Genomic DNA, 21,718 nt, shown 5'->3' on the forward strand with positions numbered 1-21,718 from the left:
TGGCGAGCGTGCCGTCCGTGTCGCGGCGGTGAAGAAAAGTGCGCATTGGTGTTACCGTGGAGTCCCGTAGGTAGGCAAGGTTTTCTTGCCGCCTAGCCGATGGTCAAGCCCCGCCCTCGGCTTCGTCTCCAGCCGAACGGAAGAAGCGTTGCGACCACTACGCCATGCGCGCTCAGGCACAAAGCACATCTTTGTCACCGGGGGCGTCGCGTCGTCACTCGGCAAAGGCCTGACGGCTTCGAGCCTCGGCCAGTTGCTCACAGCTCGCGGCCTTCGCGTCACGATGCAGAAGCTCGATCCATATCTGAACGTGGATCCCGGCACGATGAATCCTTTCCAGCACGGTGAGGTGTTCGTCACAGAAGACGGCGCCGAGACCGACCTCGATGTCGGTCACTACGAACGATTCCTCGACCGCGACCTCTCGGGATTCGCGAATGTGACCACCGGACAGGTGTATTCGACTGTCATCGCGAAAGAACGCCGCGGTGAATACCTCGGCGACACGGTTCAGGTGATCCCGCACATCACCGACGAGATCAAGAATCGCGTTCGGGCGATGAGCCAGGCAGACGCCGATGGCGAGATCCCCGATGTGGTCATCACCGAGATCGGTGGCACCGTCGGTGACATCGAGTCGCAACCTTTCATCGAGGCCGCTCGCCAGATCCGCCACGATGTCGGCCGCGACAACGTGTTCTTCCTGCACGTGTCCCTGGTGCCGTACCTGGCGCCGTCGGGTGAGCTCAAGACCAAGCCCACTCAGCACTCGGTGGCCGCACTGCGCAACATCGGTATCCAACCCGACGCGTTGATCCTGCGCTGCGACCGCGACGTGCCCGAGCCCCTCAAGAACAAGATCGCCCTCATGTGCGACGTGGAGGTCGAAGGCGTCATCTCCACGCCGGACGCCCCGTCCATCTACGACATCCCCAAGGTGCTCCACTCCGAGCAGCTCGACGCGTACGTGGTGCGCAAGCTCGGTCTGCCGTTCCGCGACGTCGACTGGACCGTGTGGGGCGAACTCCTCAAGCGGGTTCACGAGCCGCGCGAAGAGGTGACCATCGCGCTGGTCGGTAAGTATGTGGAGCTGCCCGACGCCTACCTGTCGGTGACCGAGGCCATCCGGGCCGGCGGGTTCGCCCACCGCGCGAAGGTCAACCTCGTGTGGGTGCAATCGGACGAATGTGCCGAGGATGACGGCGCGAAGACGGCGCTGGCCCGCGCGGACGGCATCCTCATCCCCGGAGGGTTCGGGATTCGGGGCATCGAGGGCAAGGTGGGCGCTGTGCGGTTCGCGCGCACCCACGGCGTCCCGCTGCTGGGTCTGTGCCTCGGTCTGCAGTGCATCGTGATCGAGGCCGCGCGAGCCGCCGGGCTCGACGAGGCGAGCTCCACCGAGTTCGACCCCGAGACCCCGTTCCCCGTGATCTCGACGATGGCTGACCAGGAGCAGGCTGTCGCGGGCGAAGCCGACCTCGGCGGAACCATGCGCCTGGGCGCCTACCCCGCCAAACTGGATCGTGGTTCCGTGGTGGCCACGGCCTACAACGCAGTCGAGGTCTCCGAGCGCCATCGCCACCGGTTCGAGGTGAACAACGCCTACCGGGACAAGATCGCCGAGAGTGGCCTCGTGTTCTCGGGCACCTCACCGGACGGGCACCTGGTGGAGTTCGTCGAGTACCCGCGCGAGGTGCACCCCTTCATGGTGGGCACGCAGGCGCACCCGGAGCTCAAGAGCCGCCCCACTCGCCCCCATCCATTGTTCAGTGCATTCGTGCGGGCATCTCTGCGGTACAAGGCAGCCGAACGACTGCCGGTGAACATCCATCCCGATGACGACGTGGATCCCGCCGATCTCGACGACGTCACCGCCGCCGAGGCCGGTGTGCTGGAGGCCGGGGCTTGAGCCAGTCGTCACATGAGTTCGGCACCGTCGGAAGCGAATTGCAGTACAGCGGCGCCATCGTGGCCCTTCGGGTCGACGAGGTCCAGATGCCGGGAGGCCGCACAGCAAAGCGTGAGGTGGTCGAACACCACGGTGCGGTCGCCATCGCCGCGGTGAACGACAAAGACGAGATCGCACTGGTCTTGCAGTACCGGCATCCGCTCGGTCGTCGGCTCCTCGAACTGCCCGCAGGTCTGCTCGACGCGGGGCCGGATGAGTCACCGTTGGAGGCGGCCAAGCGGGAACTGGTCGAAGAGACCGGCTTGGCTGCCGACCACTGGCACGTGTTGGTCGACGTGGCTGTCTCACCGGGATTCACCGATGAGGCCCTGCGCGTATATCTCGCGACGGGGATCCGAGAGGTCCCGCGCCCCGACCCCGAAGACGAAGAAGCCGACATGAAGATGCAGTGGGTCGGCCTCGATGATGCAGTGGACAAGGTTCTCTCGGGAGAGATAGTCAACTCGACGGCCGTGAGCGGCATCCTGTCACTAATTGCGGCCCGAGCGCGCTCGGTTTCGCTGCGCGGCACCGATGCGCCCTGGCCCGACCGGCCTGTCGCGTTCGCCCAGCGCAAGGCTGCACAGGCATGATCGCCGGCCGGGCCTTCGACGTTCTCGAGATTTTCTGAGCCCGGCCGCGTCATGACCCTCGCCGACCAGGTGCAGATGTATCTGGATCACCTGGAGGTCGAGCGCGGCTCGGCCGCCAACACCTTGCAGTCGTATGCCAGAGATCTGCGGCGGTACCAGGAGTATCTGGCCGAGCGGGGGATCGATTCGCTCGCCGAGGTCACCGAATCCGACATCCGGGAGTTCCTGGTTGCGTTGCGTCGTGGCGATCCGGACAAGGAACGACCGCCACTCGCGGACAGCTCGATCGCTCGAACCCTGGTGGCCACCAGAGGTTTTCACAAGTTCGCGGCCGGCGAAGGGCTTGTGCAGGCCAACGTCGCGCATGCCGTCGCCCCGCCCAAGGCGCCGCGCCGACTGCCGAAAAGCCTGCCGGTGGACGAAGTGCTGGCGATCCTTGCCGCCAGCGGGGGAGACGACGTCTCCGACGGGCCGCGACCGCTGCGTGACCGGGCATTGCTGGAGCTCTTGTACAGCTGCGGGGCCCGGATCTCCGAGGCCGTCACTCTGGATGTCGACGACATCGACACCGGATCCCGGTCGGTTCTGCTCCGTGGCAAGGGGGGCAAGGAGCGGGTGGTGCCGGTCGGGAGGCCGGCCATCGCCGCACTCGATGCCTACCTGGTGCGGGGGCGACCGGCGCTGGTCTCGCGGTTCAACCCGGCGTTGTTCCTCAACACCCGCGGGGGGCGTTTGAGTCGGCAGAGTGCGTGGCAGGTGCTCGTCGACGCCGCGGCGCGTGCGGGATTGGACAAATCGGTCTCGCCCCATACGTTGCGACACAGTTTCGCGACCCATCTGCTGGACGGCGGCGCCGACGTACGCGTCGTGCAGGAACTCTTGGGTCACGCATCGGTGACCACTACGCAGGTGTACACGCTGGTCACGGTCGGCACCATGCGTGAGGTCTATGCCTTGGCTCATCCGCGGGCCCGGTGAAGACGTCCCGCTGTGCCCGCGACGGTGAGCCTCCACAGCCGTGTCGCGCCGACCCACTAGGCTCGTGATGTGACAACGCCACAGCCACCAGATCGAGGCCACGGGCGTGACGCGCATCAATTGATGATCTCCACGCCTTCGCGCGGCGACAACGACGACGAGACGACGCCGAGCGGCTGGGATCACGATCGCGAGAAGCCCAGCCCAGCGAGTGAATTGGGTCCGACCGGACGCCCCGTACGTGAGGTGCCCGAACCGGCGCCGCTCGACCATCACGGCCCGGCGACGGTGGTTGCCGTCTGCAACCAGAAGGGTGGGGTCGGCAAGACCACCTCCACCATCAACCTGGGCGCCGCTCTCGCCGAGTGCGGGCGTCGCGTGTTGCTCGTGGACCTGGACCCTCAGGGCGCGTTGTCGGCGGGGCTCGGCGTACCCCATCACGAACTCGACCTGACCGTCCACAACATGCTGGTCCCGCCGCAGGTGTCGGCGGACGAGGTGCTCATGCGCACGCGGGTCGAGAACCTCGACCTGCTCCCGTCGAACATCGACCTCTCCGCGGCCGAGATCCAGTTGGTCACCGAAGTCGGCCGCGAACACACGCTGGGCCGCGCTTTGCACCCCCTGCTCGACCGCTACGACTACGTGCTCATCGACTGCCAGCCGTCGCTCGGTTTGCTCACCGTCAATGCGCTCTCGTGCGCCGACACCGTGATCATCCCGATGGAATGCGAGTACTTCAGTCTTCGTGGGCTGGCATTGCTCAACGACACCATCGAAAAAGTACGTGATCGGCTCAACCCGCGTCTCAAGCTCGGCGGCATCCTGGTGACCATGTTCGATGCGCGCACCCTGCATTCACGCGAGGTGATGGCCCGCGTTGTCGAGGTGTTCGGGGACAAGGTGTACGACACCGTGATCGCGCGCACCGTGCGCTTTCCCGAGACCAGCGTTGCGGGCGAACCCATCACGTCATGGGCACCGAAATCCGCGGGGGCGCGCGCCTATCGAGCGCTGGCCCGCGAAGTCATCGCTCGCACCCGCTAGTCGTGATGACAGAAGCACCGCCGGAGAAAACGGGTTTCCAGGTCAAACTGACCAACTTCGAGGGCCCCTTTGACCTGCTGCTCAACCTCATCGGCCAGCACCGGATGGATGTCACCGAGGTGGCGCTCCACGAGGTCACCGACGACTTCATCGCCTACACCAGGCAGCTCGGTACCGAGATGGGCTTGGATCAGACCACCCAGTTCCTCGTGGTGGCTGCCACCTTGCTCGATCTCAAGGCGGCACGACTGCTGCCGTCTGGTGAGGTGGAGAACGACGAAGACCTCGCACTGCTCGAAGCCCGGGATCTACTCTTCGCGCGCCTGCTGCAGTATCGGGCATACAAACAGGTGGCTGCACTTTTTGCTGAGCTGGAAGCAGCTGCGCTGCAACGTTATCCGCGTGCGGTATCGCTGGAGCCGCAGTTCGAGTCGTTGCTTCCCGAGGTGACGATCGGCGTCAGCCCGGCGGTGTTCGCCGAGGTGGCCGTTGCGGCCATGACGCCCAAACCGGTTCCGCAAGTCGGTCTCGGGCACCTACACGTCTCACAGATCTCGGTTCCTGAACAGGCGGCCCGAGTCGGTGAGATCTTGCGCAATGCCGGCGCGGGAGCGTGGGTGAGTTTCACCGATTTGGTGGCCGAGTGTGATTCAGGGCTTGGAGTGGTGGCCCGGTTCCTGGCCCTGCTCGAATTGTTCCGGGAACGTGCAGTCGCATTCGAACAACCTGAGGCGCTCGGTACCTTGCGGGTCAGTTGGACCGGGGAGATCTCAGATGCTGCGGCGATCGTGGTGAAGGCGGAAGACTATGGATGAGCCAGACGGCGGCGTTTCGGCCGTGGAATCGGACGCACTCTTCGAGGCGGAAATCCTCGACGAACCCGAGATGCGCGCGGCGCTGGAAGCCATGTTGCTTGTGATCGACACACCCGCCACAAGTGAGCAGCTGGCCTCGGCGCTCGATGAGACCAGCGCTCGGGTGGACGCTCTTCTCCGTCAGATGAGCCAAGAGCTGACCGAACGACGCAGTGGCATGGACCTGCGGTTTGCCGGGGACGGCTGGCGGTTCTACACCCGCAACGACTTCGCGCCGTACGTCGAACGGCTCCTCCTCGATGGCGCACGGTCGAAACTCACCCGGGCGGCGTTGGAGACGCTCGCCGTCATCGCCTATCGACAGCCGGTCACACGGTCTCGTGTCAGCGCTGTTCGCGGTGTCAACGTCGACGGGGTCATCCGCACGTTGATCGCTCGTGGCCTGATCAGTGAGGCAGGGGCCGACGTCGATTCGGGCGCGGTGATGTATCGCACCACGGAACTGTTCCTGGAGCGTCTGGGTCTCGCTTCGCTCGGTGAGCTGCCGGATCTGGCGCCGCTGCTGCCGGATGTGGATGTGATCGACGCCCTCGGTGACGAGATCAACAGCGACCCGAGATTCGCCAAGTTGGCAGGTGGCAGGGCAGACTTGAAGGACAAGACCAACAACATCACCGTTGACGACGACTGACGACAACGGGAATTAGGGACTAAAGCATGGCACCCGCTAGCCGAGACGGCAGACCGGACAGAAACAAAGACAAGGGTAAGAGGCGCGCTTCGAGGTTCGAGGACTCGGCCGAGCCCGACCGCGGAGGACGCCCGTCAGCCGAGCGTGGCGGTAAACCCGCAGCCGATCGCGGCGCCCGCCCATCGAGAGATCGTCGAGAGCGCCCCGCAGGTGAACGCGGCGGCAGGCCGACGGCCGATCGTGGCGGTAGGCCGGCCGGAGAGCGGGGCGAGCGAGGCGGGCGCCCCGGTGCCGACCGTGCCGGCAGGCAGTCAGGTGAACGCAGCGGACGGCCCACCGGAGAACGAGGCCGTGCCGCCGGCGAGCGCGCGGGTAGGCCCGGCGCTGAGCGTGGTGGGAAGCCGGCGGGAGAGCGCGGCGGTAAGCCAGGACATCGCGGACAGGGCGCGGCCGTCGAACGATTCCGGAAGAGCCATCGCAAAGGTGCTGGGCCCGAGGGCAAACCGCGGTCGGCACCCGATGTGAAGAGCGGCCAGGTGAGGCTCAACAACGCAAAACCGGCGCGCGAGCAGAACCCGTTGGATGTCGGCGGCGATGGTGCGACGTACGTCGAAGGCGGCATGCGGCTGCAAAAGGTCCTCGCGCAGTCCGGGGTCGCCTCGCGACGCGGTGCCGAAGAGATGATCGCCGCCGGTCGGGTAGAGGTCGACGGAGAAATCGTCCTGGAGCAGGGCCTTCGCATCGATCCGAAGACAGCTGTTGTGCGAGTGGATGGCGCGCGCGTGGTCGTCAACGAAGAACACCAGTACCTGGCGCTGAACAAGCCCAAGGGTTGGCAGTCGACGATGGCAGATGACTTCGGTCGTCCCTGCATCGGTGATCTGGTTGCTGAGCGAGTCATGGCCGGGCAGAGGCTCTTTCACGTGGGTCGGCTGGACGCGGACACCGAGGGTCTCATCTTGCTGACCAACGACGGCGAACTCGCCCATCGGCTGATGCATCCGTCCTACGAGGTACCCAAGACGTATCTGGCCACCGTTCGCGGTGAGGCGCATCGCACGCTGGGCAAGATCCTGCGCGACGGTATCGAGCTCGATGACGGCCCGGCCAAGGTCGACAAGTTCTCGCTGCTGGACGTAAACCAGGGAATCTCCTTGCTGCAGCTGACCCTGCACGAAGGGCGCAAGCGGATTGTGCGTCGCCTCCTCGATGAAGCCGGTTACCCGGTGATTCGCCTGGTACGCACCGACATCGGCGCAGTCAATGTCGGAGAGCAGCGTCCGGGAACGTTGCGGGTGCTGGGCAACAACGAGATCGGTGCCCTGTACAAGGCGGTGGGGATGTGACCGGAACCGAACGAGCCGTGATAGCGATCGACGGCCCCGCCGGAACCGGCAAGTCGAGCGTCTCCCGTCGAGTGGCAATAGCGCTGGGCGGCAACTACATCGACACCGGCGCCATGTACCGGGTGGCAACGCTCAAGGCCCTTCGCGCCGGCGCGTCGCTGGATGACCCGGAATCGATCGACAAGGCCACCGACGACCTCACCATCTCCGTCACCAACGATCCGCAAGCGCTGATCGTCATGATGGACGGCGAGGACGTGACCGACGAGATCCGGAGCGACGCGGTGACGCGTGCAGTGTCTGCGGTGTCTGCGGTACCCGCAGTACGCACGCGGCTGGTCCAGGCGCAACGCGACCTCGCGCAGAGTGGGCTCAGCGTTCTGGAAGGCCGCGACATCGGCACCGTGGTGTTTCCGGACGCCACGTTGAAGATCTTTCTCACGGCGTCGCCGGAGGCGCGGGCGCAGCGCCGACATGATCAGAACACCGCTGCGGGAATGAAAAGCGACTACCAAACGGTTCTGGACGACGTGATCCGTCGGGATCATCTGGATTCCACCCGAGCGACGTCGCCGTTGCGGCCCGCGGAGGATGCGGTCCAGGTCGACACCACCGATCTGGGCATCGAAGAGGTTATCGCCAAGCTGGTCGAGTTGGCGCGTAACCGGATTGAGGTACAAGCATGAGTGACACTTTTGATGGGGCCGCGCCGTCGTCTGACGGTATATGGACAGATGAAGCCGAATGGGACCTGAGTGAGTTCGCCGATGTGGACGACGACGGCGCCCCGCTTGCCGTTCCGACGGTCGCCATCGTCGGACGCCCGAACGTGGGTAAGTCTTCACTCGTCAACCGCATCCTCGGTCGCCGCGAGGCGGTTGTGGAGGATGTGCCCGGGGTGACACGCGACCGGGTCTCGTACGACGCCTCCTGGGCCGGTCGACGGTTCCTGGTGCAGGACACCGGCGGTTGGGAACCGGACGCCAAAGGGATGGCGCAGTCGGTGGCCCGTCAGGCCGAGGTCGCGATGAAGACGGCCGACGCGATCGTTCTCGTCGTGGATGCCACGGTCGGTGCCACCAGCACCGACGAAGCGGTTGCCAAGGTGTTGCGCCGGTCGAAGACCCCAGTGCTGCTGGCAGCCAACAAGGTTGACGACGAACGCCTCGAATCGGAAGCCGCGTCGTTGTGGTCGCTGGGTCTGGGGGAGCCGTTCACGGTGTCCGCAGCGCACGGCCGTGGCACCGGCGATCTGCTCGACCGGATCCTGGAAGCGCTGCCCGAGACCCCCCGAGAATCCGTGCTAACCGGTGGTCCGCGCCGAGTTGCGTTGGTGGGCAAGCCCAACGTGGGCAAGAGCTCTCTGATGAACAAACTGACCGGGGAAGATCGGGCGGTTGTCGACAACGTTGCCGGAACCACCGTCGACCCGGTCGACGAGTTGGTCGAGCTGGGCGGCAAAATCTGGAACTTCGTCGACACTGCCGGCCTGCGCAAAAAGGTGCAGCAGTCGAGCGGACACGAGTTCTACGCCTCGCTGCGTACCCGTTCGGCCATCGAGGCAGCAGAGGTGGCCGTGTTGCTCATCGACGCGTCCGAACCGATCACCGAGCAAGACCAGCGGGTCCTCACGATGATCATCGAGGCCGGCCGCGCTCTGGTGATCGCCTTCAACAAGTGGGACCTGGTCGACGAGGATCGCCGGACCCAGTTGGAGAAGGAGATCGACCGCGACCTGTCCCGCGTGCCGTGGGCACGGACGGTCAACATCTCCGCGCACACGGGACGCGCCGTCCAAAAGCTCGTGCCGGCGCTGGAGACCGCGCTGGAGTCATGGGACAAGCGAGTGTCCACCGGGCAGCTCAACACGTGGCTCAAGGCCGTGATCGCCGAGACACCGCCGCCCATGCGCGGAGGCCGGCTACCCAGGGTCATGTTCGCCACCCAGGCGGCCACGAGGCCGCCGACGTTCGTGTTCTTCACCACGGGGTTCCTGGAGGCCGGCTATCGCCGATTCCTGGAGCGCAAGCTGCGGGAAGCCTTCAACTTCGACGGCTCACCTGTCCGGGTGAACGTGCGCGTTCGCGAGAAGCGAGAGCGCAAGAAGTAGCTGATGGGCGGCACTCCGGGAACCGATTGGCATCGGAGGCCGCCCGTCAGATAGTCTTTCTGACGCTGCTCCTCACGGATCAGCAACGGGCTGTGGCGCAGTTTGGTAGCGCACTTGACTGGGGGTCAAGTGGTCGCAGGTTCAAATCCTGTCAGCCCGACAGTGATGGCAAAGGTCAAGGCGGTTCCGGAGAAATCCGGAACCGCCTTTTCATTTCCTGGGCTCGGCCCAGATCTCCTCGAACGAGACGGCTCGACCCAGGATCTGTTCCGCCGCACGATGGCCTGACTTCAGCGCACCGGTCACAGTGGAGGGATCGTCGGTCCAGGTTGCCTCGCCCGCCAGGTGCAGCACGTCGTCGATCGGGATGGCCAGATTGTCGTGATCCACGCGGTCCGAGCCCACTGACATGTAGGAGTACGAACCCCGCGAGTACGGGTCGTCCTGCCACCGAGTGACGTGTACTCGCTCGGGTTCGACGACGCGGTCGCCGTACAGCTTTCGGAGAGCGTCGAGGACAGAGCCGGCGATCTGCGCGTCCGGCCATTCGCGAGTTTCTCGCGCACACGGGCCGGCGGCAAATGTCAGGAGGGTCGGAGAACCCGCCGACGAGCTCACGTCGTACCAGGAATGCCACCAGCGGCCGGCTTCCCCTTGTTGGCGTATCGCATAGACGCCTTCATCCCAGAACTTGCGCGGGAACTGCAAGAACACCTTCTCGAAAGCGTTCATCCCGAGCCTGGCGAGAGCTTTTTCGTGTGCCTCGGGTAGTGGGGGATCAAAGACGAACTCCGGCGACTTCAGCACACCGACCGGCACCGTGACCACCACCCGGTCGGCAGAGAATCGACCGCGGCCGGTGTCGACGGAGGCACCGGCCTGCCCCCACTGCACTCGCGTGACCTCGTGCTCGAGTCGAACGTCGAGTCCCTCGGCAAGGCGGGTGGCGAGTGCGTCGTATCCGTCGGGAAACACGACTTCCGCTCCCTCGATCGCATCGTCGTCGAGCCCATGTGCATCGAGGTCGTCGAGCCACACACCGAGTTGTTCCTCGGTCCGATGCCGCATGAACTCGCGGACGCGCATCGAGCGTTCGTGGCTCCAATCGAGTTGCGCCAGAGCGGCTTCAACTGCGCTGCCGTATGACGTACCCGGCTCCGAAGCGGCGACGGTGAGTCTGAACTGTTCGTCGAACCGATGGATGTCGGACACGAAACGCTCCGTGTCCTCGGCATTCAATCGGGTGCCGGCGGGGGAGTAGTAGGCGATCGGCCGCCCGCCTGGTTGAAAGCTGCCCACGGTGAACTCCACGGTGCGCATGCCGAAAGCGTCGACTGCGTCGGCAACCGGGTTGTTGTCGACCCCGTGTATCCACGATGCGCCGTAGTCGATGACGTCGCCGTCGGCACGCGACGTCCAGACGCGTCCGCCCACCCGATCGCGCGCTTCCAGGATCACCACGCGCCTGCCGTCTCCGGAGAGGATCCGTGCGACGGTCAGTCCGGCTATCCCGGCACCGACGACCAGCGTGTCAAAGTCTGTCATTGCATATTCCGATCTATCGCCATGTGGATCCGGAGGTCACGACTGTTCCTTCGAACACCACCACGTCGTGCGTCCGCCGACGGTGCCCCGCGACATCGGTGCCCCGCATCGAGGGCACATCGCGCCGGATTTGCGATAGGGGATGACCTCACCGGTGTGGACACCGCCCTTCTTGATCGCGGATCGGATGGCGCGGCGCAGGACGACACGCAGCTCGTCGAGGTCGTCGGTCGTGAGGGTTTTACAGCGCCGCGCCGGTGACTGCGCGCTCTGCCACAGGACTTCATCGGCGAGGAGATTGCCGACGCCGGCGATCGCGGCCTGATCGAGCAGCCGTGCCTTGAGAGGTGCTCCGCTGGAACCGATTCGGAGACGAAAATCCTCCCGCGAGATCTCAGCGGCATCAGGCCCGAGCGCGTCGATGTCCGGCTCGAGGCGAACCCTGCCGAGGCGGCGTTTGTCGAAGAGCCTGAGTTGACCTCCGTCTTCGAACGTCATGGCGAAGCGCGTCCATTCAGGCTTGTCGGTGTCGCGTTCACCGACGTGCGGGTCCCCGCCGCCGTACCGTGAGGTCTGGTCGCCGTCGGGTGCGGTGACGATGATTCGCCCGCCCATGCCGAGGTGGATACCAAGCGTCGGACCAGCGGAACCATCGGCGATCGTCGTCTCGCACCACATGGCCTTGCCCCGGCGACGAGCATCAGTCAGCTTGCCGCCCTTCAGTGCACCCGCGATCTCGCCCGGCCGATGCGGGCGGCACTCGAACGTGTCGGTGTCGTCGATGTCGACAATGACGCGATTCAGCGCCTTCTCGACGACCTGTCTCGCGTTTTCGACCTCTGGCAGTTCCGGCACCTGTTCGGTCTACCCTTCCGGCGCGGTCTGCTCAAGTGCTCAAGCCCTGTCATGCCTCATCGCGGCTGCGCCGGTGGTCGCTGCGCGACGCCCCCGGGTCGAGCTATGCGTCCTGGTCCGGCAGCGGTCCGGCGTTGGCAATCTTCTTGGCATCCTCGACTGTCACAGTGAATGCGCTGTCGGGGTCATCCCAGAGGCGTTGGGTCGCCCTGGCGTGAGCGCGTACCGCGGGTTTGCCGCTCTCGCTTGCTGTATCGAGGATGCCGGGAACTGTGTCGCCGAGTTCGATCAGCGCCCGGCTGAGACTCCGTTGGGTGTCACGGTCGCCGCGACCGAGTTCCGTTGCCAGCTCAAGCGCCACGGTGTGTTCGTGCCCGCCGGGAACCAGGACAACAACGGCACGCCACGCCGCCCGGGCCACCTCGTCGTCGGCGTCGTGCACGAGCTCGAGGGGTATGTCAGCCCATGTCGCGCGATCGCCGATCTTCGACAAAGTGTGCAAGGCCTGACTGCGGGCCTGCGCCGTCGTGGAATGCAGCTCGGCCAGCAGGAGCGGGATGACGATCTCAGCAGGATGCCGGGTCAGTGCCCACGTCAGCATGTCCCGGACGTAGAAGTCCGACTCGAAAGCGCAGCACTCCACCAGAACGCTGACGAACTCAGCGTGCGGCTCGGTGCCCGCTGCGAGCGCCGTTCGCAAGCGAGTCGACGAGTCAGCGTCATGCAACGCGTGCATCAGACGCCGGGTCTGATCATTCTGATGTGGCCGGTCGACGGGACTCACCTCCTGGAAGTGATTCACAGCCTCTCATCCGATGTGGGTCTGACGCCACGGGATAAGACCGAGCCGTACGGGCACGCCGGTTCGGCGCCCTACGAGTGCTGGAGCGCGTTACTGTCGTTGAAAGTGCTGACTCGGTGAAGGAGCCGCGACATGGCGCGACACGGTCAGGACAAGGCGGACGTGGCAGCTGTCGTTGCAGACACCTCGCAGGGGCCGATCGAGTACACCGATACAGGCGCCGGCCCGCCAGTGCTGTTTCTGCACGGATCGCCTGGCGGCTGCGATCAAGGTGTCCTCATGAGCAGGTTCCTGGCAGTTCATCATCGAATCATCGCCATCTCGCGGCCCGGGTATCTGAACACTCCACTGGCAGAACGCAATCGGACTCCGTCAGCGCAAGCGGACCAGGTGGCCGAGCTCATGTCGACATTGGGTATCGACCGGTTCGGTGTCATGTGCTGGTCGGGCGGCGGGCCGGTCAGCTATGAGCTGGCGGCCGCCCATCCTGGCCGTGTGGCAGCCGTCGCGGTCATCGCCGGCGTCAGTGCGACGTTCAATCCTGCTCGAACGTTACGTGGCCGGCTCGAGATGGGCGAGGAGAGAATGCTTTTAACCCGGCTCGGTACCTGGTTCGCGAACGCTCTCGTCGACAAGGCGGCCGCCACCGCGATCACGACGCTGGTTGCCGGCGAAGGTGACATGACTCGCTCGCAAGCGAAACAGCTGACTGCTCAGATCATGTCGGACCCCGGGCAGCGGCGATTTGCGACGGAACTGTTCAGCACCGTGACCGGAAAACGGAAAGCGGGATTCAACAACGATTTCGAGCAGTTTCGCGCTCTCGACCTACCCTTGGACGCCGTCACCGCACCAGTGCTGTTGGTGCATGCCCGAACCGATGCGGATGTCCCGTTCGAACAATCCGTTCACGCAGCTGATTCGCTGCCCAACAGTGGATTGATGACCATTGACGTGGGGAGCCACCTCTCCGCGTGGCTGGGCCCAGATGCAGGTGCGGTGCAAACCGCAGTTATCCGTCACTTCCGTTCGCACCTTCCGTGGTGACCAGTGGACCCCAACCGACGTTTGCGCGTGCGCTGATTTCGCGATCGCGAGAGGCGCACGGGGCCCGTTCAGTGATTGCATATCGCCCACTCACGCGATGGTCAAAAGACAGTTAGTTAATTTGTTGCGGCCCCGCAACAATGTCCCTTAAGATCACTTTTGCGCTCCCAGCCGGGAGGAATTTCTCGAACTCTGGGGTTCCGAGTTCGATCGCAAGAATGCTTGGCGTCGTTGACGCACGGTCAGTCGTGGAGTGCACCTGTCGAAGTCGATCGGCTCCGATGACAGGTTTCAACACCTGTCCACCTGCGTGTGACGGCGTCTGGTCGGCGGAGGCATGCGCCGGTCAGCCGGCCGCGCATCTCCAGGCCAGGTTGACTGCTCCGGTGCGCGCGGGTGTCGATCGTGTGGTGCCAGTTCTTGTCGACAGGGAATCGCAAGAACACGCCGGCCGCGAGTGCGCAATGACAGGTGATTTCTCAAATAGGTAGGGGGAGAGATTGTCTGAGGCACGTGGGCTGAGGAACGAGGTAGAGAGAACATCCTCAGCGATCCGTCGAGGGGTCGGGTCGTTGAGGCGAGCACGGAGGTGGTCGGTGAACAACAACGCCGGCAATCGTGATGGTCGCGGGGAACCCGTGATCGTGCATGCTCGGGTCGTCGACACGACCATGTCCTCCGCCCAGTGGTCGAGCTTTTTGCGCAGTCGTCTGGCGCCTGTCCACGCGGGCGACGTGGTCGCGGAGGTGCACACTGCCCGAGCAGACAATGCGTATCTGGTGCTCACCTCGGGTCCGAGTGGAACGAGATCGGCTGTTGAGATGGCCGCCGCAGCCATCACCTCCGACCCGCACCGATTCGGCTTGCTCGCCGCGACCCCCACCCGACGACTGCAGGACTCCCCACTGTGGTCTGTGCGGTACTGAGTCCGACGGACATGTCCTCGGCTGGGTGAAACGCCGATGTGTCGCCGCTCGACTGTGGCCATACGTCCCACGCCCAGCCCGACACACCGACCATCGAGATCGGACTTGGCTGATCGTTGGGTAGGGTTCTGCGAGTGAATTCGAGCCAACCCGTGAAGTCCGTGAACACCCGCATCGCCGAAGAACTGGCGGTCCAGGAAGCGCAGGTTGCGGCCGCTGTCCGGCTGCTCGACGAAGGCTCTACGGTGCCGTTCATCGCTCGCTATCGCAAAGAGGTGACGGGCAGCCTGGATGACGCCCAGCTACGCACGCTAGAGGAGCGCCTACGCTACTTGCGCGAACTGGACGAGCGTCGGGCCGCGGTGTTGTCATCCATCGCCGAGCAGAACAAGCTCACCGACGAGTTGAAGGCTGCGCTCAATGCCGCCGAGACAAAGTCCCGCGTCGAAGACATCTACCTCCCGTACAAGCCCAAACGTCGGACAAAGGCGCAGATAGCGCGGGAGAACGGGCTCGAACCACTCGCGGATCGACTGGTCTCCGACCCGAGTGTTGTGCCAGAGGATGTTGCCGCCGGGTTTGTCTCAGAGACTGTCGCCGACGTCGCGGCTGCTCTCGAGGGCGCCCGTCACATCCTCACCGAGCGCATCTCAGAGGATGCCGAACTCGTGGGGACAATTCGCGAGAAATTCTGGGCCGAAGGATCGCTACGCACCTCGGCGAGAACTGAGGAGGTGGCGAAAAGTGCTGCCGCGCAAAAGTTCCGGGACTATTTCGACTTCTCTGAGCCGCTGGACAAGGTGCCTTCCCATCGCGTGCTGGCCGTGATGCGCGGCGAGAAAGAAGAGGCGCTGTCACTCACCCTCGACGGTGGGGACGACGAGAGCTATCAGGCGCTTGCCGCGGCTGCCCTGGGCGTCGACACAGCCAACACCGGCCCGGCGACCCAGTGGTTGCTGAGCACCGCGCGGTTGGCGTGGCGCACCAAGTTGATGATCACCGCAATGGTCGACGCGCGTGTGCGTCTGCGTGCACGCGCCGAAGATGACGCCGTCGCGGTGTTCGCACGGAATCTCGGCGACCTGCTGCTCGCCGCACCGGCCGGGGCACGGACGACGTTGGGACTTGATCCGGGTTTCCGTACCGGCGTGAAGGTGGCGGTGGTCGACGGAACCGGCAAGGTTCTCGACACCTGCGCGATCTACCCGCACCAACCCCAGAAACAGTGGGACGTCGCCAAGGCGACACTCGCGGCGTTGGTCGCACGACACAAAGTGGAACTGATCGCAGTGGGCAACGGCACCGCCTCACGAGAAACAGATGCCCTCGCCGCCGAATTGATCACCGATATCCGGGCTTCGGGAGCTGACGGCCCGGCCAAGGCGATGGTGAGCGAGGCTGGCGCCTCGGTGTATTCCGCTTCCGAATACGCCTCACATGAACTGCCGGACATGGATGTATCGCTGCGAGGTGCAGTGTCGATCGCCCGGCGACTGCAAGACCCACTGGCAGAACTGGTCAAGATCGAACCGAAGTCGATCGGCGTCGGGCAGTACCAGCACGACGTCACACCGGGGACTCTGGCGCGCAGCCTCAATGCGGTGGTGGAAGACGCCGTGAACGCGGTGGGCGTTGATCTGAACACCGCATCCGTGCCGTTGCTCTCGCGCGTTTCCGGGGTGACGACAACTCTGGCAGAGGCAATCGTCGCTCACCGCGACACCACTGGCCCGTTTCGCAGTCGAAAGTCATTGCTGAAGGTTCCTCGCTTGGGTCCCAAGGCCTTTGAGCAGTGTGCCGGTTTTCTTCGGATCCGCGATGGGGACGACCCTCTCGATGCGTCGGGTGTCCACCCCGAGGCCTACCCGGTGGTCCGGAGCATCCTGGACCGATCAGGTGTGACCTTGGCCGAACTCATCGGCAACGAGCGCACGCTTCGATCGATCCGGCCGGCCGACTTCGCCGACGAACGATTCGGGATACCGACGATCTCGGACATTCTCGCCGAACTCGAAAAGCCCGGCCGCGACCCGCGACCGGCATTCACCACTGCGACGTTTGCCGCGGGAGTCGAGAAGGTCGCCGACCTCAAACCGGGAATGGTCCTCGAAGGTGTGGTGACCAACGTCGCTGCGTTCGGGGCTTTCGTCGACGTCGGCGTGCACCAGGACGGATTGGTGCATGTGTCGGCGATGGCCAACCGGTTCGTCTCCGATCCGCACGAGGTCGTGAAGTCGGGACAGGTGGTGAGGGTGAAGGTGTTGGAGGTCGACGTCGAACGCCAGCGAATCGGACTGACCCTCCGACTCGACGACGACACGCCTCGTACCGGCGGTACATCCAATGACCGCCCGGGTGGGCAGGGACAACGACGGCCCAAGAACGCCGGTCAGCCGAGAAAGCCGAAGCGCGACAACACAACCGCAAGGACGGCGGCGGCGCCGTCGAACGGTTCACTGGCACAGGCTCTGCGAGACGCAGGTTTCGGACGGTAGGAAACCGCCGCTCGCGCGACAGCTCCTTCACCAGGGCACATACGGTTGGGAACGGAACAACGCGTGGACGATCTGAGTCAGGAGCCCTAATGAGCGAACGCACGCCCAGCCAGTGGGAGAAGATCGTCGAGGCCGATCCAGCGCACTCCACACGTTATGTCGAGCGGTTTCGCACGATGGCGGCCCGCGGCCAGGACATCGTGGGAGAGGCGCGGCTGATCGATGCGATGCTGGGCCGCGGTAGTCGTGTTCTCGACGCCGGCTGCGGCCCGGGCCGGGTGGGCGGCCACCTCCACGACGCCGGTCATGAGGTTGTCGGCGTTGATGTGGACCCTGTCCTCATCGACGCTGCCGAGCACGATCATCCGGGCCCGACCTGGCTCGTCGGCGACCTCGCCGACCTTGATCTGCCGGCCCGAGGGGTGACAGCTGATTTCGATGTCATCGTTTGTGCGGGCAACGTGGTGACCTTTGTTGCGCCATCCACCCGCCGCGACGTCCTCGCCGGTTTCGCGCGGCACGTCGCACCGGACGGCCGGATCGTCGTCGGGTTCGGTGCAGGCCGCGACTACGCGTTTGCTGAGTTCCTCGATGACGCAACCAGCAGCGGACTCTCGGTTGACGTTCTCTTGTCCACCTGGGACCTGCGTCCGTTCACCGACGACTCCGACTTCTTGGTCGCCGTGTTCTCACTCTCGGCCTGACCGGCACGACCCTCGGGAGAAACCGGTGACGCTTGTAGTAGACACAGAGATCCACGTGTTGGGAGATCGTCCGCTCGCAGCGGGTGGCAGTCTGCCGCCACTGGATGCGTCGCTCTACGCACCCGGCGCGATCGACATGGTCGGACGACACGTTCGTTCTCGAGGGCCATCTGTTCTCGCCGGGGCTGCCGTCGGGTGTCTCGTGGGCGCGATGACCAATCTCGGGGCAGGAGCAGGCACCTCGGCAGGCGCGGCGGCAGGGTTGCTGGTGAGCGAGATCAGAGTTCACGAGGTCGGCGACGCCCCCCGCGCCCGTGCGCGCGTCCAGGATTCCGGCTCTGCCGAACACGTCCGTGTCATGGAATACAACGTGCATGGCGGCATGGGCGGGCCTGGTCAATTCTTCGCCACGCCCGGTCGTCTGGACCACCTCGCCGCGACCATCCGTCGCGAGCACCCGGATATCGTGCTCCTGCAGGAGTTGGACCATTTCGCGACCCGGTCGAACTACACGGACACGTTGAAGCAGCTGGCGCGGCGATTGACACCGACGGGTGCCGTGATGACTCCGGCGATCGAGAAGGTGAACGGCCGTCGTGAGGGGACCGGGATTCTCACCTTCAACGGTTTCGACATCACCGATGCTCGAGGACTTCGGATCGGGGATGCGATGGGAGACAGCGCTCTCCGCCGTTTTCGGGCAGCGTCCGACGCATACGCGGGAATGGTGAGTGGGAAAGTTCACCGGTCGTGGGTGCCGTTCGGAGGAGTGATCGAGTACCAACCGCGGGTGGCCACGGACGCATTGGTGCGAACCCGTGCGGGGCGCGAGATCCGCGTACTCTCAGGACATTTCAGCCCGCCCCATCACGGTATCGAGGAGCAGCGCCGTCAGGTCGACCCGATCGCGGCAACGGCCCACACCTGGTCGGGGCCTACCATCATGGGCGCCGACTTCAATGTGCGAGACGGATCGCCGGAGTTCCGGCGTGAGCACCAGGTCTTTGCGTCGGTCGGCCTACTCGAGGCCACGGCAGGTGCACCCGCGAACAGCGACCGTATTTATGCCTCGGCGCATTTCGGTCGAACGGATGCTCGCAAGGTGCTGCCGTCGCCTGGCGAAGTGCAGGCCAGTGACCACGCGCCGGTGGTGGTCGATCTTTTGCTCGAAGCGGATCATTCTGGGTCCGAACGCGGTGATGCCCCGCCCGACGTACCGGACGGGGCATCGACGCTGCGGCCTAGCTGACCAACAGGTCCAGTTGGTCGTCGGTGACCTGCACGGAGACCTTGCCACCGTCGAGGAGCACCTCATCCAACAGCAGGTCTGCAATCCGGTCATCGACTGCGCGCTGAATCGAACGACGTAGTGGTCGTGCGCCGAACTCGGGCTGGTGCCCGTGCTCTGCGATCCAGTCGACAGCAGCATCAGAGAACTCGATGTCGATTCCCTTGGCGCCCAACCGCTTGCGGCTGTCGGCCAGGAGCAGGTCGGTGATCTTGTGCAGCTGTTCGGTGTCGAGCTTGCGGAAGACCACGATCTCGTCGATCCGGTTGAGGAACTCCGGTCGCATCGACTCCCGCAGTCGGGCCATCACCCGCTCACGCACCGGCCGTTCCGCGGCTTCGGCGTCACCGGAGCTGAACCCGAGTCCACCGGACTTGCTGGAGATGATGTCCGATCCCAGGTTGCTGGTCATGATCAGCACGGTGTTCTTGAAGTCGACAGTGCGACCCTGCCCGTCGGTGAGACGACCGTCGTCGAGCACCTGCAGCAGCGTGTTGAACACGTCCGGGTGCGCCTTCTCGATCTCGTCGAGAAGGATCACCGAATACGGGTTCCGGCGCACCTGTTCGGTGAGCTGCCCCGCCTCGCCGTACCCGACGTACCCGGGGGGAGCCCCGATCAGGCGGCTGACCGTGTGACGTTCTCCGAACTCGCTCATGTCGAGTCGAAGCATCTTCTTCTCGTCGCCGAAGAGCGAGGCTGCCAGCGCCTTTGCCAATTCGGTCTTTCCGACGCCTGTCGGTCCAAGGAACAAGAAGCTGCCCACGGGCCGATCCGGATCGCTCATCCCGGTACGGCTCCGGCGAACCGCACGCGCGATGGCCTTCACCGCATCCTCTTGGCCGACAACACGCTGATGTAGCTCATCCTCGAGGCGGCGTAGACGCTCCCGTTCCTGCTCGGTCATCTGGCTTGCCGGGATACCGGTGGCACGGGCGACCACTTCGGCGATGTGTTCGGCGGTCACCTCAGGTGGTTCACCTGCCTCGGACGGCCCGCCCGACAGACGTGCCTGGAGCCGGGCGGTCTCGTCACGCAATGCGGAGGCCTTTTCGTAGTCCTCCGCCGCGACCGCCTGCTCTTTGGCCGTCTCGAGTTGGGTCAGTTGCTTCTGGATCGCCTCCACGTCGGTGGTCGGTGAAGCCAGCTGCATCCGCGCACCGGCTTGGTCGATCAGATCGATCGCCTTGTCCGGCAGGAACCTGTCCCCGATGTAACGGGCGGACAGCTCGACGGCTGCGCGGATCGCCTCATCGGAGTACCGGATCCCGTGGTGTTCCTCGTACCGCCCGCGTAGTCCGTCGAGGATCGCCACCGCGTCCTCGACGCTGGGTTCGGGCACCGTCACCGGTTGGAATCGACGCTCGAGCGCGGGATCCTTCTCGATGTTCTTCCGGTACTCGTCGAGCGTCGTGGCACCGACGATGTGCAGTTCACCGCGAGCGAGCTTGGGCTTCAGGATGTTTCCGGCATCCATCGACCCCTCGGCTCCGGCACCGGCACCGGCGATGGTGTGCACTTCGTCGATGAAGACGATGAGGTCGTCCTTGTTCGCTGCGATCTCATCGATCACCTTTGTCAACCGCTCTTCGAAGTCGCCGCGGTACCGGGTCCCCGAGACCATGCTCGACAGGTCGAGCTGCACGATGCGTTTGCCTGCGAGACGATCTGGCACGTCGCCGTCGACGATCCGTTGAGCGAGACCTTCGACGATGGCTGTCTTGCCGACACCGGCCTCGCCCACCAGCACCGGGTTGTTCTTCGTACGTCGAGACAGGATCTCGATGGTCTGTTCGATCTCGTCGGCACGGACGATGACCGGGTCGACGCCCCCACCGCGGGCTTTCTCGGTCAGGTCGAATCCGAACTTGTCCAGCGTCGGGGTGGCTGTCGTGGACTCAGCAGCGACCGAGCCGCCCTGAAGTGCGGTCTGCAGGTGTTCGGGTGTGATGCCGGCAGCGGCGAGCAGACGCCCCGCAGCCCTGTCGTGATCGGCAGCGAGGGCGAGAAACAGATGTTCTGGGTCGATGTACGTCGAGCCCAAGGTCTGGGCAAGTTGGTGAGCCTCGAACACAGCGGTTTTCAGTGCAGCGCTGAGAGACGTGGTGGTGAAACCGTTGGTCGGTGTTCCCTGAGGAAGACGCTGTTCAATGGTGTCCGCCACCGCCGTCGTGTCGGCCCCGGCGCGCTCCATCAGCGTTTTTGTGGGTTCCGTGGCCGTCATGACGCGCAAAACATGTAAAGCGTCGAGTTCTGTGTCGCCGCGGCCGGCGGCGAACCTGGCGGACTCGGCGATGAGGTCTTGGGTGGACCTGCTCATCAGCCGACTGATGTCGATGCGACGCGGGCCCTCGGGGCCGAAGAATGCGGGCATTCGCGGAGCCTCCTAGTTAAGAGTTGAGTGAATCTGACTCAATTAACATGAGTGAGGTTCTATCAATTCCCGGTTGCCGCGGTCAATTCTGTAACTCGGGTCTCGCAGGGCCGGATCGGACGTGTGGTCGCCTCGGTGAGCCGTGACGCGATAG

18 protein-coding genes and 1 tRNA gene are annotated in these 21,718 nt (G+C 64.7%); 15 read left to right on the plus strand and 4 right to left on the minus strand.

Annotated elements, in window-relative coordinates:
* The first annotated feature begins 148 nt into the window (after nt 1-148).
* The 10 genes from CSW57_RS06860 (at nt 149) to CSW57_RS06905 (ending at nt 9,688) form a co-directional block, all read left to right on the plus strand.
* Nucleotides 149-1,909, plus strand: coding sequence for a CTP synthase (locus CSW57_RS06860; protein ID WP_033334840.1), 1,761 nt, complete (start codon nt 149-151; stop codon nt 1,907-1,909).
* Nucleotides 1,906-2,541 carry an NUDIX domain-containing protein gene (locus CSW57_RS06865; RefSeq protein WP_223249093.1) on the plus strand — a complete coding sequence of 212 codons (636 nt, stop codon included), beginning with the start codon at nt 1,906-1,908 and terminating at the stop codon, nt 2,539-2,541. Before CSW57_RS06860 ends, CSW57_RS06865 begins: the two co-directional genes overlap by 4 nt.
* Nucleotides 2,542-2,592: 51 nt before the next feature.
* Nucleotides 2,593-3,519 carry a site-specific tyrosine recombinase XerD gene (xerD, locus tag CSW57_RS06870; RefSeq protein WP_030162467.1) on the plus strand — a complete coding sequence of 309 codons (927 nt, stop codon included), beginning with the start codon at nt 2,593-2,595 and terminating at the stop codon, nt 3,517-3,519.
* 123 nt (nt 3,520-3,642) lie between these two features.
* The gene (locus CSW57_RS06875) at nt 3,643-4,566 is read left to right on the plus strand and encodes a ParA family protein (RefSeq protein ID WP_099382132.1); all 924 of its coding nucleotides are present in this window, start codon (nt 3,643-3,645) and stop codon (nt 4,564-4,566) included.
* Nucleotides 4,567-4,571: 5 nt separating this feature from the next.
* Nucleotides 4,572-5,381: a segregation and condensation protein A gene (locus CSW57_RS06880; protein ID WP_099382426.1), complete on the plus strand. Its 810-nt coding sequence runs from the start codon at nt 4,572-4,574 to the stop codon at nt 5,379-5,381.
* Entirely contained in the window at nt 5,374-6,072 is a 699-nt protein-coding gene (gene scpB / locus CSW57_RS06885) for an SMC-Scp complex subunit ScpB (protein WP_099382133.1), read from the plus strand. The genes CSW57_RS06880 and scpB overlap by 8 nt, the downstream gene beginning before the upstream one ends.
* A 26-nt stretch (nt 6,073-6,098) precedes the next feature.
* The gene (locus CSW57_RS06890; protein ID WP_099382134.1) at nt 6,099-7,418 is read left to right on the plus strand and encodes a pseudouridine synthase; all 1,320 of its coding nucleotides are present in this window, start codon (nt 6,099-6,101) and stop codon (nt 7,416-7,418) included.
* 17 nt (nt 7,419-7,435) lie between these two features.
* Entirely contained in the window at nt 7,436-8,104 is a 669-nt protein-coding gene (gene cmk / locus CSW57_RS06895) for a (d)CMP kinase (protein ID WP_189339184.1), read from the plus strand.
* On the plus strand, nt 8,101-9,528 hold the full coding sequence (der, locus tag CSW57_RS06900) for a ribosome biogenesis GTPase Der (RefSeq protein ID WP_030162491.1): 1,428 nt from the start codon (nt 8,101-8,103) through the stop codon (nt 9,526-9,528). The genes cmk and der overlap by 4 nt, the downstream gene beginning before the upstream one ends.
* Nucleotides 9,529-9,614: 86 nt before the next feature.
* A tRNA-Pro gene (locus CSW57_RS06905) sits at nt 9,615-9,688 on the plus strand.
* Nucleotides 9,689-9,738: 50 nt separating this feature from the next.
* Here the strand turns inward: CSW57_RS06905 and CSW57_RS06910 are convergent.
* The 3 genes from CSW57_RS06910 to CSW57_RS06920 all read right to left on the minus strand — a co-directional run bounded on the left by CSW57_RS06910 (nt 9,739) and on the right by CSW57_RS06920 (nt 12,664).
* A complete protein-coding gene (locus CSW57_RS06910) occupies nt 9,739-11,073 on the minus strand; it encodes a flavin monoamine oxidase family protein (RefSeq protein ID WP_099382136.1) in 1,335 nt (444 codons plus the stop codon).
* A 36-nt stretch (nt 11,074-11,109) separates the two neighbouring features.
* Nucleotides 11,110-11,928: a DNA-formamidopyrimidine glycosylase family protein gene (locus CSW57_RS06915; RefSeq protein ID WP_099382137.1), complete on the minus strand. Its 819-nt coding sequence runs from the start codon at nt 11,926-11,928 to the stop codon at nt 11,110-11,112.
* 103 nt (nt 11,929-12,031) lie between these two features.
* Complete coding sequence (locus CSW57_RS06920) at nt 12,032-12,664, minus strand: HEAT repeat domain-containing protein (RefSeq protein ID WP_099382138.1); 633 nt, start codon at nt 12,662-12,664, stop codon at nt 12,032-12,034.
* A 198-nt stretch (nt 12,665-12,862) separates the two neighbouring features.
* Here CSW57_RS06920 and CSW57_RS06930 point away from each other — a divergent pair, with 198 nt between their 5' ends.
* From CSW57_RS06930 to CSW57_RS06950, 5 genes are all read left to right on the plus strand, one after another.
* Nucleotides 12,863-13,777 (plus strand): alpha/beta fold hydrolase, encoded by a 915-nt coding sequence (locus tag CSW57_RS06930; protein WP_099382140.1) that lies wholly within the window; start codon nt 12,863-12,865, stop codon nt 13,775-13,777.
* Between the two features lie 596 nt (nt 13,778-14,373).
* Entirely contained in the window at nt 14,374-14,703 is a 330-nt protein-coding gene (locus CSW57_RS06935; RefSeq protein ID WP_099382141.1) for a hypothetical protein, read from the plus strand.
* Between the two features lie 134 nt (nt 14,704-14,837).
* Nucleotides 14,838-17,198, plus strand: a complete 2,361-nt coding sequence (locus tag CSW57_RS06940; RefSeq protein ID WP_099382142.1) for a Tex family protein — start codon at nt 14,838-14,840, stop codon at nt 17,196-17,198.
* Nucleotides 17,199-17,287: 89 nt separating this feature from the next.
* Nucleotides 17,288-17,902, plus strand: coding sequence for a class I SAM-dependent methyltransferase (locus tag CSW57_RS06945; RefSeq protein WP_099382143.1), 615 nt, complete (start codon nt 17,288-17,290; stop codon nt 17,900-17,902).
* 25 nt (nt 17,903-17,927) lie between these two features.
* Nucleotides 17,928-19,151, plus strand: a complete 1,224-nt coding sequence (locus CSW57_RS06950) for an endonuclease/exonuclease/phosphatase family protein (RefSeq protein WP_143696494.1) — start codon at nt 17,928-17,930, stop codon at nt 19,149-19,151.
* On the opposite strand, the gene CSW57_RS06955 is transcribed toward CSW57_RS06950, so the two are convergent.
* Complete coding sequence (locus CSW57_RS06955) at nt 19,144-21,564, minus strand: ATP-dependent Clp protease ATP-binding subunit (RefSeq protein WP_099382145.1); 2,421 nt, start codon at nt 21,562-21,564, stop codon at nt 19,144-19,146. The genes CSW57_RS06950 and CSW57_RS06955 overlap by 8 nt on opposite strands.
* Nucleotides 21,565-21,718 lie beyond the last annotated feature (154 nt).

Source organism: Williamsia muralis (assembly GCF_002735905.1).
GTDB classification, from domain to species: domain Bacteria; phylum Actinomycetota; class Actinomycetes; order Mycobacteriales; family Mycobacteriaceae; genus Williamsia; species Williamsia muralis_A.

What these genes read in the sequence shown, in the direction of transcription:
- xerD (WP_030162467.1), top strand. Translation starts at nt 2,593, where the DNA reads ATGACCCTCGCCGACCAGGTGCAGATGTATCTGGATCACCTGGAGGTC.
- CSW57_RS06875 (WP_099382132.1), top strand. Translation starts at nt 3,643, where the DNA reads ATGATCTCCACGCCTTCGCGCGGCGACAACGACGACGAGACGACGCCG.
- CSW57_RS06880 (WP_099382426.1), top strand. Translation starts at nt 4,572, where the DNA reads ATGACAGAAGCACCGCCGGAGAAAACGGGTTTCCAGGTCAAACTGACC.
- scpB (WP_099382133.1), top strand. Translation starts at nt 5,374, where the DNA reads ATGGATGAGCCAGACGGCGGCGTTTCGGCCGTGGAATCGGACGCACTC.
- CSW57_RS06890 (WP_099382134.1), top strand. Translation starts at nt 6,099, where the DNA reads ATGGCACCCGCTAGCCGAGACGGCAGACCGGACAGAAACAAAGACAAG.
- der (WP_030162491.1), top strand. Translation starts at nt 8,101, where the DNA reads ATGAGTGACACTTTTGATGGGGCCGCGCCGTCGTCTGACGGTATATGG.
- CSW57_RS06910 (WP_099382136.1), bottom strand. Translation starts at nt 11,073, where the DNA reads ATGACAGACTTTGACACGCTGGTCGTCGGTGCCGGGATAGCCGGACTG.
- CSW57_RS06920 (WP_099382138.1), bottom strand. Translation starts at nt 12,664, where the DNA reads ATGCACGCGTTGCATGACGCTGACTCGTCGACTCGCTTGCGAACGGCG.
- CSW57_RS06930 (WP_099382140.1), top strand. Translation starts at nt 12,863, where the DNA reads ATGGCGCGACACGGTCAGGACAAGGCGGACGTGGCAGCTGTCGTTGCA.
- CSW57_RS06945 (WP_099382143.1), top strand. Translation starts at nt 17,288, where the DNA reads ATGAGCGAACGCACGCCCAGCCAGTGGGAGAAGATCGTCGAGGCCGAT.
- CSW57_RS06955 (WP_099382145.1), bottom strand. Translation starts at nt 21,564, where the DNA reads ATGCCCGCATTCTTCGGCCCCGAGGGCCCGCGTCGCATCGACATCAGT.